This is a genomic window from Streptomyces sp. NPDC002181, assembly GCF_042890485.1.
Taxonomy (GTDB): domain Bacteria; phylum Actinomycetota; class Actinomycetes; order Streptomycetales; family Streptomycetaceae; genus Streptomyces.
The window spans coordinates 1,162,774-1,177,005 of record NZ_JBIASC010000001.1; the positions used below are offsets into that span (position 1 = coordinate 1,162,774).

At 70.0% G+C, this 14,232-nt stretch carries 14 protein-coding genes; 2 read left to right on the plus strand and 12 right to left on the minus strand.

Features of this window, described 5'->3' with window-relative positions:
* Nucleotides 1-12: 12 nt before the first annotated feature.
* Genes nuoK through ACFYXV_RS05445 form a run of 11 tightly spaced genes read right to left on the minus strand, consistent with a single transcriptional unit; the run spans nt 13 to nt 10,703 of the window.
* The gene (nuoK, locus tag ACFYXV_RS05395; protein ID WP_048474479.1) at nt 13-312 is read right to left on the minus strand and encodes an NADH-quinone oxidoreductase subunit NuoK; all 300 of its coding nucleotides are present in this window, start codon (nt 310-312) and stop codon (nt 13-15) included.
* Nucleotides 309-1,118, minus strand: a complete 810-nt coding sequence (locus ACFYXV_RS05400) for an NADH-quinone oxidoreductase subunit J (protein ID WP_389382039.1) — start codon at nt 1,116-1,118, stop codon at nt 309-311. Before ACFYXV_RS05400 ends, nuoK begins: the two co-directional genes overlap by 4 nt.
* Complete coding sequence (nuoI, locus tag ACFYXV_RS05405; RefSeq protein WP_037846403.1) at nt 1,115-1,723, minus strand: NADH-quinone oxidoreductase subunit NuoI; 609 nt, start codon at nt 1,721-1,723, stop codon at nt 1,115-1,117. The genes ACFYXV_RS05400 and nuoI overlap by 4 nt, the downstream gene beginning before the upstream one ends.
* Nucleotides 1,716-3,086 carry an NADH-quinone oxidoreductase subunit NuoH gene (nuoH, locus tag ACFYXV_RS05410; protein ID WP_385467494.1) on the minus strand — a complete coding sequence of 457 codons (1,371 nt, stop codon included), beginning with the start codon at nt 3,084-3,086 and terminating at the stop codon, nt 1,716-1,718. The genes nuoI and nuoH overlap by 8 nt, the downstream gene beginning before the upstream one ends.
* Complete coding sequence (locus ACFYXV_RS05415) at nt 3,083-5,590, minus strand: NADH-quinone oxidoreductase subunit G (RefSeq protein ID WP_389382040.1); 2,508 nt, start codon at nt 5,588-5,590, stop codon at nt 3,083-3,085. The genes nuoH and ACFYXV_RS05415 overlap by 4 nt, the downstream gene beginning before the upstream one ends.
* Complete coding sequence (gene nuoF, locus ACFYXV_RS05420) at nt 5,587-6,933, minus strand: NADH-quinone oxidoreductase subunit NuoF (protein ID WP_385467488.1); 1,347 nt, start codon at nt 6,931-6,933, stop codon at nt 5,587-5,589. The genes ACFYXV_RS05415 and nuoF overlap by 4 nt, the downstream gene beginning before the upstream one ends.
* Nucleotides 6,933-7,697 (minus strand): NADH-quinone oxidoreductase subunit NuoE, encoded by a 765-nt coding sequence (nuoE, locus tag ACFYXV_RS05425; RefSeq protein ID WP_385467485.1) that lies wholly within the window; start codon nt 7,695-7,697, stop codon nt 6,933-6,935. The genes nuoF and nuoE overlap by 1 nt, the downstream gene beginning before the upstream one ends.
* Nucleotides 7,694-9,058, minus strand: a complete 1,365-nt coding sequence (locus tag ACFYXV_RS05430) for an NADH-quinone oxidoreductase subunit D (protein ID WP_385467482.1) — start codon at nt 9,056-9,058, stop codon at nt 7,694-7,696. Before ACFYXV_RS05430 ends, nuoE begins: the two co-directional genes overlap by 4 nt.
* The gene (locus ACFYXV_RS05435) at nt 9,058-9,777 is read right to left on the minus strand and encodes an NADH-quinone oxidoreductase subunit C (RefSeq protein ID WP_385467479.1); all 720 of its coding nucleotides are present in this window, start codon (nt 9,775-9,777) and stop codon (nt 9,058-9,060) included. The genes ACFYXV_RS05430 and ACFYXV_RS05435 overlap by 1 nt, the downstream gene beginning before the upstream one ends.
* Entirely contained in the window at nt 9,774-10,328 is a 555-nt protein-coding gene (locus ACFYXV_RS05440; RefSeq protein WP_030028258.1) for an NADH-quinone oxidoreductase subunit B family protein, read from the minus strand. Before ACFYXV_RS05440 ends, ACFYXV_RS05435 begins: the two co-directional genes overlap by 4 nt.
* A gap of 15 nt (nt 10,329-10,343) precedes the next feature.
* Entirely contained in the window at nt 10,344-10,703 is a 360-nt protein-coding gene (locus tag ACFYXV_RS05445; protein WP_099890003.1) for an NADH-quinone oxidoreductase subunit A, read from the minus strand.
* Nucleotides 10,704-11,461: 758 nt separating this feature from the next.
* Here ACFYXV_RS05445 and ACFYXV_RS05450 point away from each other — a divergent pair.
* Together ACFYXV_RS05450 and ACFYXV_RS05455 are read left to right on the plus strand one after the other, a co-directional pair.
* The gene (locus ACFYXV_RS05450) at nt 11,462-12,301 is read left to right on the plus strand and encodes a C40 family peptidase (RefSeq protein ID WP_389382041.1); all 840 of its coding nucleotides are present in this window, start codon (nt 11,462-11,464) and stop codon (nt 12,299-12,301) included.
* A 214-nt stretch (nt 12,302-12,515) separates the two neighbouring features.
* On the plus strand, nt 12,516-12,824 hold the full coding sequence (locus tag ACFYXV_RS05455; RefSeq protein WP_389382042.1) for a hypothetical protein: 309 nt from the start codon (nt 12,516-12,518) through the stop codon (nt 12,822-12,824).
* A gap of 52 nt (nt 12,825-12,876) precedes the next feature.
* Here the strand turns inward: ACFYXV_RS05455 and ACFYXV_RS05460 are convergent, their stop codons facing one another.
* A complete protein-coding gene (locus ACFYXV_RS05460; protein WP_389382043.1) occupies nt 12,877-14,160 on the minus strand; it encodes a geranylgeranyl reductase family protein in 1,284 nt (427 codons plus the stop codon).
* Between the last annotated feature and the right edge of the window lie 72 nt (nt 14,161-14,232).

Genomic DNA, 14,232 nt, shown 5'->3' on the forward strand with positions numbered 1-14,232 from the left:
TGTGAGCGCCCCTTACAGCTTCATCAGGCTGGCGTCGTCGACCGAGGCCGAGTGGCGGGTACGGAACATCGACACGATGATCGCGAGGCCCACCACGACCTCCGCGGCGGCGACGACCATCGTGAAGAAGGCGATGATCTGGCCGTCGAGGTTGCCGTGCATCCGGGAGAAGGCGACGAAGGCGAGGTTGCAGGCGTTGAGCATCAGCTCGACGCACATGAACAGCACGATCGCGTTCTTGCGGATGAGCACGCCGGCCGCGCCGATGGTGAACAGCAGGGCGGCCAGGTACAGGTAGTTGACCGGATTCACTTCGAGGCCTCCTCGCGGCCGAGGCGCTCCGCCGACGCCTGCTCCAGCGCCTTCAGATCGTTCAGCGCCTGGCTCGACACGTCCCGGATCTGGCCGCGGGCGCGCAGCGTCTTGTTGACGGTCAGCTCGGACGGGGTGCCGTCCGGCAGCAGGCCGGCTACGTCCACCGCGTTGTGCCGGGCGTAGACGCCGGGCGCGGGCAGCGGCGGGAGCTGGACGCCCTCGCGCACGCGCCGCTCGGCGAGCTCGCGCTGGGTGGCGGCCCGCTCGGTGCGCTCGCGGTGGGTGAGGACCATCGCACCGACGGCGGCCGTGATCAGCAGCGCGCCGGTGATCTCGAAGGCGAACACGTACTTGGTGAAGATCAGCGTGGCCAGCCCCTCCACGTGCCCGGCGGAGTTGACCCGGCCGAGCCCGTTGAAGTGGGTGAGCTTGGCGTTGGCGATGCCGGCGATCAGCAGGACGCCGAAGCCGAGCCCGCACAGGGCGGCCAGCCAGCGCTGCCCCTTGAGGGTCTCCTTCAACGAGTCGGCGGCGGTGACGCCGACGAGCATGACCACGAAGAGGAAGAGCATCATGATCGCGCCGGTGTAGACGATGACCTGGACCACGCCCAGGAAGTACGCCCCGTTGGCGAGGTAGAAGACCGCCAGGATGATCATCGTCCCGGCCAGGCTCAGCGCGCTGTGCACGGCCTTCTTCATGAGGATCGTCGACAGCGCGCCGATGACGGCGACGGTGCCGAGGACCCAGAACTGGACCGCCTCGCCCGTGGAGGTCGAGGTGGCTGCCGCGAGCGCGCTCATGCCTGCACCTCCTCGGCACCGGCCGCGGTCTCGCCCTTGGAGACGGCCACCTGGCGGACCGTCCCGGGGGCCGCCCCGGTCACCAGTCCGCGGTAGTAGTCCTGCTCGTCGGTACCGGGGAAGATCGAGTGCGGGGACTCCACCATGCCCTCGGTCAGACCGGCGAGCAGCTGCTCCTTGGTGTAGATGAGCGATTCGCGGCTGGCGTCGGCCAGTTCGAACTCGTTCGTCATCGTCAGCGCCCGCGTCGGACAGGCCTCGATGCACAGCCCGCACAGGATGCAGCGGGCGTAGTTGATCTGGTAGACCCGCCCGTACCGCTCACCCGGGGAGTAGCGCTCCTCCTCGGTGTTGTCCGCGCCCTCCACGTAGATGGCGTCGGCGGGGCAGGCCCAGGCGCACAGCTCGCAGCCGATGCACTTCTCCAGGCCGTCCGGGTGCCGGTTCAGCTGGTGACGTCCGTGGAAGCGCGGAGCGGTGGTCTTCTGCTGCTCGGGGTACTGCTCGGTGAGGCGCTTCTTGAACATGGCCTTGAAGGTCACGCCGAAGCCGGCCACCGGGTTCTGCCACTTCTCGCCCTGCTCGGCATCAGACTTGTCAGACATTCTCAGCACCCTCCTCTCGGTCACTGTCAGTATTCGTCCCGCCACTGACAATCAGCTCCCGCTCACTGCGAGGCCGCCTGCGCGGTACGGGTGCCAGGTGCTGGCCGGGCTTGGGCGGTACGGGGAACCCGCCCGCCAGCGGGTCGAAGGGCTCGGCCCCCGAGGCCCCGCCGGCCTTCCCGGCGACGGCCTTCTCCTTCCGGTCGCGGAAGAGGTCCGCGACGAAGGACAGCAGCAGGATCGCGACGACCCCGCCGCCGACGTACAGCACGATCTCCGAGAAGTCGTAGTTCTCGTTGCGCAGCGCACGGACGGTCGCGACCAGCATCAGCCAGACCACGGAGACCGGGATCAGGACCTTCCAGCCGAGCTTCATCAGCTGGTCGTAGCGGACGCGGGGCAGCGTGCCGCGCAGCCAGATGAAGAAGAACAGCAGCAGCTGGACCTTGATGACGAACCAGAGCATCGGCCACCAGCCGTGGTTCGCGCCCTCCCAGAAGTGGCTGATCGGGTACGGGGCCCGCCAGCCGCCCAGGAAGAGGGTGACCGAGACCGCCGAGACGGTGACCATGTTGACGTACTCGGCCAGCATGAACAGCGCGAACTTGATGGAGGAGTACTCGGTGTTGAAGCCGCCGACGAGGTCGCCCTCGGACTCCGGCATGTCGAACGGCGCGCGGTTCGTCTCGCCGACCATCGTGATGACGTAGATGATGAAGGAGACCGGCAGCAGCACGATGTACCAGCGGTCCGCCTGCGCCTCCACGATCGCCGAGGTCGACATCGATCCGGAGTAGAGGAAGACGGAGGCGAAGGCCGCGCCCATCGCGATCTCGTACGAGATCATCTGCGCGCAGGAGCGCAGGCCGCCGAGGAGCGGGTACGTCGAGCCCGAGGACCAGCCGGCCAGGACGATGCCGTAGATGCCGACCGAGGCGACCGCGAGGATGTAGAGCATCGCGATCGGCAGGTCGGTGAGCTGCATCGTCGTGCGCTGGCCGAAGATCGAGACCTCGTCGTCCGCCGGGCCGAACGGGATCACCGCGATGGCCATGAAGGCCGGGATCGCCGCGATGATCGGGGCCAGGACGTACACCACCTTGTCGGCCCGCTTGACGATGATGTCTTCCTTGAGCATCAGCTTCACGCCGTCGGCGAGCGACTGGAGCATGCCCCAGGGGCCGTGCCGGTTGGGGCCGATGCGCAGCTGCATCCAGGCGACGACCTTGCGCTCCCACACGATGGAGAAGAGCACGGTCACCATCAGGAAGGCGAAGCAGAACACCGCCTTGATCACGACCAGCCACCAGACGTCCCTGCCGAACAGGGAGAGGTCCTCGGCCGCGAGCTGTACCGCGTTCACGCGCCCACCTCCGCGGGGGTGCCGCTGCCGTCGGCCGGGGTCGCCGGGCCGATCCGTACGAGGGTGCCCGGGTGGGCCCCGGTGTCGGCGAGGACGCCGTGCCCGGCGGAGTTCAGCGGGAGCCAGACCACCCGGTCGGGCATCTCGGTGATCCGCAGCGGGAGTTCCGCGGAGCCGACCGGGCCGGTCACCGCGAGGACGTCGCCGTCCTTGACGCCGGTCTCGGCGGCCGTGGCGGCCGACAGCCGGGCGCTGGCCTCGTGCCGGGTGCCGGCCAGGGCCTCGTCGCCCTCCTGGAGCAGGCCCTGGTCGAGCAGGAGCCGGTGGCCCGCGAGGACGGCCTCGCCGGCGCCCGGCCGGGGCAGTGGCGCGGTGTCCGCCGACTGCCCGGCGGCACGCTCCCCGGCCCACGGGCCGAGCGCGTCGAGCTCCCGGCGTACGGCGTGTACGTCGGGCAGCGCGATCGGCCGGTCGGCCGCGTCGGCCAGCATGTGCAGGACGCGGGCGTCGGCCGGGGCGAGCCGGCGGGTCATCTGGTCGGGCTTGAGCGCGGCCTCGAACGGCCTGACCCTGCCCTCCCAGTTGATGAACGCACCGGCCTTCTCGGCGACGGCCGCGACCGGGAAGACCACGTCCGCGTGGTCGGTGACCTGTCCGGGCCGCAGTTCCAGCGAGACCACGAAGGCCTCCTGGAGGGCGACCAGCGCCCGGGCCGGGTCCGGCAGGTCGGCGATCTCGACGCCCGCGACCAGCAGGGCGGAGAGCTCGCGGCCCGCTGCGGCCTCGACGATCTGGCCGGTGTCGCGGCCGTAGCGGTGCGGGAGTTCGTCCAGCCCCCAGGCGGTGGCGACCTCGTCGCGGGCCCGCGGATCGGTGGCCGGACGGGCCCCCGGCAGCAGCGAGGGCAGCGCGCCCGCCTCGACGGCGGCCCGCTCCCCGGCCCGGCGCGGGATCCACACGAGCTGCGCGCCGGTCGCGGCGGCGGCCCGTACGGCGGCGGTCAGCGCGCCCGGCACGCCGGCGAGGCGCTCGCCGACGACGATGACCGCACCGGCCTGGCGCAGCGCCTCGGCGGCCTCGGCCCCGCCGGCCTCCAGGCCGGTGCGGGAGGCGAGCGCGTCGAGCCACTCGGGCTCGGTGCCGGGGGCGGCGGCCAGCAGGGCGCCGCCCGCCTTGTCCAGGCCGCGGGTGGCGAACGGGGCGAGGGCGAAGGTCCGCTGCTTGTGCTTGCGGTGGGCCTTGCGCAGCCGCAGGAAGACCCCGGGGGCCTCCTCCTCGGACTCGATGCCGGCGAGCAGGACGGCGGGGGCCGCCTCCAGCTTCGCGTACGTCACGCCCCGCCCGTCGAGGTCCTTGCCGGTGCCGGCGACGGTGGCGGCCAGGAACTCGGCCTCCTCCGCGCTGTGGATCCGGGCCCGGAAGTCGATGTCGTTGGTGTCGAGGACGACGCGGGCGAACTTGGCGTACGCGTACGCGTCCTCGACGGTGAGCCGGCCGCCGGTCAGGACTCCGGCCCGGCCGCGCGCGGCGGCGAGCCCGGCGGCCGCGGCCTCCAGGGCCTCGGGCCAGCTCGCCGGGGCGAGGACCCCGTCCGAGCCGCGCACCAGCGGGGTGGTGAGCCGGTCGGGGCGCTGCGCGTAGCGGAACCCGAAGCGGCCCTTGTCGCAGATCCACTCCTCGTTGACCTCGGGGTCCTCGGCGGCCATCCGGCGCAGCACCTTGCCGCGGCGGTGGTCGGTCCGGGTCGCGCAGCCGCCCGCGCAGTGCTCGCACACGCTCGGGGAGGAGACGAGGTCGAACGGGCGGGAGCGGAACCGGTAGGCGGCCGAGGTGAGGGCGCCGACGGGGCAGATCTGGATGGTGTTGCCGGAGAAGTACGACTCGAAGGGGTCGCCCTCGCCGATGCCGACCTGCTGGAGCGCGCCGCGCTCCAGGAGCTCGATCATCGGGTCGCCCGCGACCTGCGTGGAGAAGCGGGTGCAGCGCGCGCACAGCACGCACCGCTCGCGGTCCAGCAGCACCTGCGTGGAGATCGGGACCGGCTTCTCGTAGGTGCGCTTCTTGCCCTCGAAACGCGAGTCGCTCTGTCCGTGGGACATCGCCTGGTTCTGCAGCGGGCATTCGCCGCCCTTGTCGCAGACCGGGCAGTCCAGCGGGTGGTTGATGAGCAGCAGCTCCATCACCCCGCGCTGGGACTTCTCGGCGACCGGGGAGGTCAGCTGCGTCTTGACGACCATGCCGTCGGTGCAGGTGATGGTGCAGGAGGCCATCGGCTTGCGCTGGCCCTCGACCTCGACGATGCACTGGCGGCAGGCGCCGACCGGGTCGAGGAGGGGGTGGTCGCAGAACCGGGGGATCTCGACGCCGATCTGCTCGGCGGCGCGGATGACCAGGGTCCCCTTGGGCACCGACAGTTCGATGCCGTCGATGGTCAGGGAGATCAGGTCCTCGGGCGGGACGGCGGCCTCTCCGCCACCGGTCGGAGCATTAGTGGTGACGGTCATGCGTTCACCTCCGTGTCAGCCCAGAGGGTCGACTTCCTGGGGTCGAAGGGGCAGCCCTTGCCCGTGATGTGCTGCTCGTACTCCTCGCGGAAGTACTTGAGCGAGGAGAAGATCGGGCTGGCGGCGCCGTCGCCGAGCGCGCAGAACGACTTGCCGTTGATGTTGTCGGCGATGTCGTTCAGCTTGTCGAGGTCCGACATGACGCCCTTGCCGGCCTCGATGTCGCGCAGCAACTGGACCAGCCAGTAGGTGCCTTCGCGGCAGGGGGTGCACTTGCCGCAGGACTCGTGGGCGTAGAACTCGGTCCAGCGGGTGACGGCCCGCACCACGCAGGTCGTCTCGTCGAAGCACTGGAGCGCCTTGGTGCCGAGCATGGAGCCGGCCGCGCCGACGCCCTCGTAGTCCAGCGGCACGTCCAGGTGCTCGGCCGTGAACATGGGGGTGGAGGAGCCGCCCGGGGTCCAGAACTTCAGCCGGTGCCCGGGGCGCATCCCGCCGCTCATGTCGAGGAGCTGGCGCAGGGTGATGCCGAGCGGGGCCTCGTACTGGCCGGGGCCGGCGACGTGCCCGGAGAGCGAGTAGAGCGTGAAGCCGGGGGACTTCTCGGTGCCCATCGACTTGAACCAGTCCTTGCCCCGGTTCAGGATCGCGGGAACCGAGGCGATGGATTCGACGTTGTTGACGACAGTGGGGCACGCGTAGAGCCCCTCGACGGCGGGGAAGGGGGGACGCAGCCGGGGCTGACCGCGCCGGCCTTCGAGGGAGTCGAGGAGTGCCGTCTCCTCGCCGCAGATGTACGCGCCCGCTCCCGCGTGCACCGTGATGTCGAGCTTCAGTCCGCTCCCGAGGACGTCCTCGCCGAGGTAGCCGGCCTCGTACGCCTCGCGCACCGCCTCGTGCAGGCGCCGCAGTACCGGCACGACCTCGCCGCGCAGGTAGATGAAGGCGTGCTCCGACCGGATCGCGTAGCAGGCGATGATCATTCCCTCGATGAGGGAGTGCGGGTTGGCGAAGAGGAGGGGGATGTCCTTGCAGGTTCCCGGCTCCGACTCGTCCGCGTTCACGACGAGGTAGTGCGGCTTTCCGTCGCCCTGCGGGATGAACTGCCACTTCATTCCGGTGGGGAAGCCCGCGCCGCCGCGGCCGCGCAGACCGGAGTCCTTCACGTACGCGATGAGGTCGTCCGGGGTCATCGCGAGCGCCTTGCGAAGTCCCTCGTACCCCTCGTGCCGCCGGTAGGTCTCCAGCGTCCACGACTGCGGCTCGTCCCAGAAGGCCGACAGCACGGGCGCCAGCAGCTTCTCCGGGGCGCCGTTCTCATGCATTTCGGCAGTCACCGTCATCACTCCCCCTCCTCGGTGGCAGCAGAAGCCTCACCACGCGGGTGCACGACCTTGCCGAGCTGCGGGGTCTCGCCGCGCGCGATGCGCAGTCCGATCAGGGAGGCGGGGCCGGCGCCGCCGCTCGCCTCGACCGCGCCCTCGCGCTCGTCGGGGAAGCCGGCCAGGATCCGGGCCGTCTCCTTGTACGTGCACAGCGGCGCGCCCCGGGTCGGCACGACGGGCCGGCCGGCGATCAGGTCGTCGACCATGGCCTTGGCGGACTCGGGGGTCTGGTTGTCGAAGAACTCCCAGTTGACCATCACCACGGGGGCGTAGTCGCAGGCCGCGTTGCACTCGATGTGCTCCAGCGTGACCTTGCCGTCGGGGGTGGTCTCGTTGTTGCCGACCCCGAGGTGCTCCTTGAGCTCGTCGAAGATCGCGTCGCCGCCCATGACCGCGCACAGGGTGTTCGTGCAGACCCCGACCTGGTAGTCGCCGGAGTCCTTGCGCCGGTACATCGTGTAGAAGGTGGCCACGGCGGTGACCTCGGCGGTGGTCAGGCCCAGCACCTCGGCGCAGAACCGGATGCCGGTGCGCGAGACGAAGCCCTCCTCCGCCTGGGTCAGGTGCAGCAGCGGCAGCAGCGCGGACCGGCTGTCGGGGTAGCGGGCGATGACCTCCTTCGCGTCCGCTTCGAGCCGGGCGCGCACGTCGGCCGGGAAATCGGGGGCCGGAAGCCCGGGCATGCCCAGACTCACCCCTTGACCGGTCGGATTGGCTGTCATCGGTCGACGCCTCCCATCACGGGGTCGATGGAGGCGACGGCGACGATGACGTCGGCGACCTGGCCGCCCTCGCACATCGCTGCCATGGCCTGAAGGTTGGTGAAGGACGGGTCGCGGAAGTGGACCCGGTAGGGGCGGGTGCCGCCGTCGGAGACGACGTGTACGCCGAGCTCGCCCTTGGGCGACTCGACGGCCGCGTAGGCCTGTCCGGCCGGTACCCGGAAGCCCTCGGTCACCAGCTTGAAGTGGTGGATGAGGGCCTCCATGGAGGTGCCCATGATGTTCTTGATGTGGTCGAGCGAGTTGCCGAGGCCGTCCGGGCCCATCGCCAGCTGCGCCGGCCAGGCGATCTTCTTGTCGGCGACCATGACCGGGCCCGGCTCCAGCCGTTCCAGGCACTGCTCGACGATCCGCAGCGACTGGCGCATCTCCTCCAGGCGGATCAGGAACCGCCCGTACGAGTCGCAGCTCTCGGTGGTCGGCACGTCGAACTCGTAGGTCTCGTAACCGCAGTACGGGTCCGACTTGCGCAGGTCGTGCGGCAGTCCGGCCGAGCGCAGGATCGGGCCGGTGGCGCCGAGCGCCATGCAGCCGGTGAGGTCGAGGTAGCCGACGTCCTGCATGCGGGCCTTGAAGATGGGGTTGCCGGTGGCGAGCTTGTCGTACTCCGGCAGGTTCTTCTTCATGGTCCCCAGGAAGTCGCGCAGCTGGTCCACGGCGCCGGGGGGCAGGTCCTGGGCGAGGCCGCCGGGGCGGACGAACGCGTGGTTCATGCGCAGGCCGGTGATCAGCTCGAAGATGTCGAGGATCAGCTCGCGGTCCCGGAACCCGTAGATCATGATCGTGGTCGCGCCCAGCTCCATGCCGCCGGTGGCGATGCACACCAGGTGCGAGGAGAGCCGGTTGAGCTCCATCAGCAGGACGCGGATGACGGTGGCCCGGTCCGGGATCTGGTCGGTGATGCCGAGGAGCTTCTCGACGCCGAGGCAGTACGCCGTCTCGTTGAAGAACGGCGTCAGGTAGTCCATGCGCGTCACGAAGGTGGTGCCCTGCGTCCAGTTCCGGAATTCGAGGTTCTTCTCGATGCCGGTGTGCAGGTAGCCGATGCCGCAGCGGGCTTCGGTGACGGTCTCGCCGTCGATCTCCAGGATCAGCCGGAGCACACCGTGGGTGGAGGGGTGCTGCGGGCCCATGTTGACGACGATCCGCTCGTCGTCGGCCTTCGCCGCGGACTGGACGATCTCGTCCCAGTCCCCGCCGGTGACGGTGTAGACGGTGCCTTCGGTGGTCTCCCGGGAGGCCGCGGCGTTCGAGGAGGCGTTGTCCGAGGAGGCGCTGTTCGATGCGTTCTGGGCGTTCATCAGCTGTACGACCTCCGCTGGTCGGGAGCCGGGATCTGGGCGCCCTTGTACTCGATGGGGATGCCGCCGAGCGGGTAGTCCTTGCGCTGCGGGAAGCCCTGCCAGTCGTCCGGCATCATGATCCGCGTGAGCGCCGGGTGCCCGTCGAAGACCAGGCCGAAGAAGTCGTACGCCTCGCGCTCGTGCCAGTCGTTCGTCGGGTAGACGGAGACGACCGACGGGACGTGCGGGTCCGCGTCCGGGGCCGTGACCTCCAGGCGCACCACCCGGCCGTGGGTGATCGAGCGCAGGTGGTAGACGGCGTGCAGCTCGCGGTTCTTGTCGTCGGGGAAGTGCACCCCGCTGACGCCGGTGCAGAGCTCGAAGCGCAGGGCCGGGTCGTCGCGGAGGGTCTTGGCGACGCGGACCAGGTGCTCGCGGGCGATGTGGAGGGTCAGCTCGCCCCGGTCGACGACGACCTTCTCGATCGCGTTCTGCGGGAGCAGGTCCTGCTCCTCCAGCGCCCCTTCGAGCTCGTCGACGACCTCGTCGAAGTAGGAGCCGTAGGGGCGGTGGCTCTCGCCCGGCATGGCCACGGTGCGGACGAGCCCGCCGTAGCCGCTGGTGTCGCCGCCGTTCCGGGCGCCGAACATGCCCTTGCGGACGCCGATCACCTCGGGGCCCTGGCCGCGCGGCGCAGGGACGTTGCTGCCGTTCTCCGGCTCTTGGGTCTCGCTCACCGGAGCAGCCCCTTCATCTCGATCGTGGGGAGGGCCTTGAGGGCCGCCGCCTCCGCCTCGCGCGCGGCCTCTTCCCGGTTCACGCCGAGCTTTCCGCCCTGGATCTTCTGATGGAGCTTGAGGATCGCGTCCATCAGCATCTCGGGGCGCGGCGGGCAGCCGGGGAGGTAGATGTCCACCGGGACGATGTGGTCGACGCCCTGGACAATCGCGTAGTTATTGAACATTCCGCCCGAAGATGCGCAAACCCCCATGGAGATGACCCATTTGGGAGCGGGCATCTGGTCGTACACCTGCCGCAGCACCGGCGCCATCTTCTGGCTGACCCGCCCGGCCACGATCATCAGATCGGCCTGGCGCGGGGATCCGCGGAAGACCTCCATGCCGAAGCGGGCCAGGTCGTACCGGCCCGCTCCGGTGGTCATCATCTCGATGGCGCAGCAAGCCAGGCCGAAGGTCGCGGGGAACACGGATGACTTGCGCACCCAGCCCGCGGCCTGTTCGACGGTGGTCAGCAGAAAGCCGCTCGGCAGCTTCTCTTCCAGTCCCATGGGAAATTCAGCCCCTCAGTCCCATTCCAGACCGCCGCGGCGCCACACGTAGGCGTAGGCGACGAAGACGGTGAGCACGAAGAGCAGCATCTCGACGAGCCCGAAGATCCCCAGGGAGTCGAAGGTGACGGCCCAGGGGTAGAGGAAGACAACTTCGATGTCGAAGACGATGAAGAGCATCGCCGTCAGGTAGTACTTGATGGGGAAGCGACCGCCGCCGGCCGGCGTCGGTGTCGGCTCGATGCCGCACTCGTACGCCTCGAGCTTCGCCCGGTTGTACCGTCTCGGGCCGATCAGCGTGGCCATGACCACGGAGAAGATCGCAAACCCTGCGCCGAGGGCGCCGAGCACGAGGATGGGCGCGTACGCATTCACGCTCCTCGCTCCTTCCAGTCGTCCTTGACCGTTGGACCGCCGTGCCGGCCGCCTCGCGAAGATCGTCCAACTCGACGGGATCTCATGTGAGGCAGTTCACAAGCCGGACTGGTGCGCATCTTATGCCCGCTCCTCTGTGATCTGCGACACGGGTAACAACACCGAGTTTGTGATCTCCACCACCTGACGAACGATCATCAAGTCCGATAGGTGGTGATCTTCATACGCGAAGCATCCACATGATCACCAAAGGTGACATCCGGCCGCGTTACCGCAGGTGGAAGACCGATGCCCCTATCAAAGGATGGCGGGTGCAGGCAAATTTGCAGGATCAAGCCTTGCACGGTAAAGGAAATCGCCGTCGCCCGGCCGGGGGAGGCTCCGGGGACGGGAGTGGACGGCCTCCGGTGCGTGCGCGCGTTCACGAGCGCGGGCGACCGCGCCCACGGGAAGTTCACGGTCGGATCACGGACGGACCACGGTGCCCTCACAGTGAGACGAATCTGTGACCTGTGCCACACCGAATTCTCGGCTCCGAAACAGGGCTTGGCCATCTGTCCGCAGTGATGGTAGGTCGCGGATCAATTCGGACTTATTGCGGAAACCCCTTGATCACAGCCTTGTGACGGCGTGTCCGATACGTCCGTTACGGCGTCAATAGGACGCGCGGCGCGCCCGGTTAGCCCGGTTCGCGAACAACTGTGGCGCAGACCACGTTTCTTGAAGGGAACCCGGACCCCCTGATAGCGCTTGTCCTCATGTCCCACACCGCTCACATACCCAGCCACCGGAAGCCCCGTCGCAGCGCCTCGAAGCTCGCGGTCCGCGCCGGAGTTGCCGGTGGCGTCCTCAGCACCCTGGCGATGGCCGGCACGGCGAGCGCGTCCCCGTCCGAGCCCGTGACCGAGACGACGCTCGAAATGCCGGTCCTGAACCTGGACCTGGCCGCCGACGTCTCCTCCGCCGTCACCACCGCCGCCGAGAACACGGCCGCCGCCGCCGTCACCGGTGAGCTGCGCACCCAGGAGGAGCAGGCCCGTACGGGCGCTGCCGCCGAGGCGAAGAAGGCCAAGGAAGACGCCCAGAAGGCCGACGCCGAGAAGAAGGCGAAGGAGGAGGCGGACCGCAAGGCCGACGCCGAGCGCGCCAACCGCAGCTCCTCCCGGAACAGCCTCCAGAACGCCTCCGCTTCGGACTCGGACTCCGAGCTGGGCTCGGGCACCGTCACCGCCCCGGCGACCGGCTCCGCCGCCGCGATCGTCAACTACGCCCGCGCGCAGGTCGGCAAGGCGTACGTCACCGGCGGCACCGGCTCCAACGGCTCGTTCGACTGCTCCGGCCTCGTCCAGGCCGCCTACCGCCAGGCCGGCATCTCCCTGCCGCGCGTGTCGCAGGACCAGTCCACGAGGGGCCGTTCGGTCTCCCTGAGCGCCCTGCAGCCCGGCGACATCCTGTACTGGGGCCCCAGCGGCAGCGCCTACCACGTCGCCATCTACGTCGGCGGCGGCAAGTTCGTGGGCGCCCAGAACTCCGGCACTGGCGTCGTCGAGCGCTCCCTGAGCTACGACCCGCCGACGGGCGCCCGCCGCGTCCTCTGAGCCCGCCGAGGCCCCCGAGGTCCGCCTGGGGTTCCCCAGGGGCTCCTGAGCCCCTCTCAGCGCGTCCCGGCACGCTTCCGCACGTCTCAGTACGGCCCGAGGGCCGGCACTCCCCCGCTCGGGGGCGGAGTGCCGGCCCTTTCCGCGTCCGCCGGCGCCCTGAGAGGATGGCGGTGCGAAGCGCCCGATTCAGGCCAGGAGGTGGCGGACCGTGATGACCGACGCGTACGAGGAGCAGGACGGCGCCGCCGACCCCACCTCCGTACCCGCCGCGGCCGGGCTCTTCCTGCTCGCGGTCGGCGGCTGGCTGCTGAACACCACCCGCCCCTGGCACAAACCCGGACATCCCGTCATCCTGGGACTCGGCTGGGCCGTTGCCTTCGCCCTGCTGCTCTGGGGCGTGGTGCTGGTGGCCCGGTGCGTACGGACGGTCCACGGCCCGGGGCACCGGCGACCGTACGAGCCCGGAGCCGGCGAAGCGGGCCGAACCGGCGAAGCGGGCCGAACCGGCGAAGCGGGCTGAACCGGCGAAAACCCGGCCCGACCCGCTCCCTAGCGCGGCACCCGCCCCGGCCTCAGGCCTTGGGGGCGACCTTCGAGAGGCCGTTGATGACGCGGTCCATGGCGTCGCCGCCCGACGGGTCGGTCAGGTTCGCCAGCATCTTCAGCGTGAAGCGCATCAGCACCGGGTGCGTCAGGCCGCGCTGCGCTGCGACCTTCATGACCTTCGGGTTGCCGATCAGCTTCACGAAGGCGCGGCCCAGCGTGTAGTAGCCGCCGTACGTCTCCTTGAGCACCTTCGGGTAGCTGTGCAGCGCCAGCTCGCGCTGGGCCGGGGTGGCCCGGGCGTGCGCCTGCACGATGACGTCGGCCGCGATCTGGCCCGATTCCATCGCATACGCGATGCCCTCGCCGTTGAACGGGTTGACGAGCCCGCCCGCGTCGCCGACCAGCAGCAGGCCCTTGGTGTAGTGCGGCTGCCGGTTGAAGGCCATCGGCAGGGCCGCGCCGCGGATCGGCTGGGTCATGTTCTCGGGCGTGTAGCCCCAGTCCTCCGGCATCGACGCGCACCAGGCCTTGAGGACCTCGCGCCAGTCCAGCTCCCGGAAGGCGGAGGAGGAGTTGAGGATGCCGAGGCCGACGTTGGACGTGCCGTCGCCCATGCCGAAGATCCAGCCGTAGCCGGGCAGCAGCCGGTCCTGCGCACCGCGCCGGTCCCACAGCTCCAGCCAGGACTCCAGGTAGTCGTCGTCGTGCCGGGGCGAGGTGAAGTACGTACGGACGGCCACGCCCATCGGGCGGTCCTCGCGCCGGTGCAGCCCCATGGCGAGCGACAGGCGCGAGGAGTTGCCGTCGGCGGCCACGACGAGCGGGGCGCTGAAGGTGACCGGGATCTTCTCCTCGCCCAGCTTCGCCTGCACGCCGGTGATGTGCCCGGTGCGCGGGTCGCGGACGGGCTCGCCCACGTTGCAGCGCTCGTACAGGCGGGCGCCGGCCTTCTGGGCCTGGCGGGCCAGCGTCTCGTCGAAGTCGTCGCGCTTGCGGACGAGTCCGTAGTCCGGGAAGGAGGCGAGTTCCGGCCAGTCCAGCTGGAGGCGCTGGCCGCCGCCGATGATCCGCAGGCCCTTGTTGCGGAGCCAGCCGGCCTCTTCGGAGACGTCGATGCCCATCGCCACCAGCTGCTTGGTGGCGCGCGGGGTCAGTCCGTCACCGCAGACCTTCTCGCGCGGGAACGCCGTCTTCTCCAGGAGCAGGACGTCGAGCCCGGCCTTGGCGAGGTAGTAGGCGGTGGTCGAGCCGGCGGGCCCGGCCCCGACGACGATCACATCCGCGGAGTGTTCGGAGAGGGGCTCGGTCACTGCGGGGTCTCCCGAAGGCTCGATAAGGGGTGCCCAACGGCACGGGACATGTGCAGTCTATGCAGCGAGAGA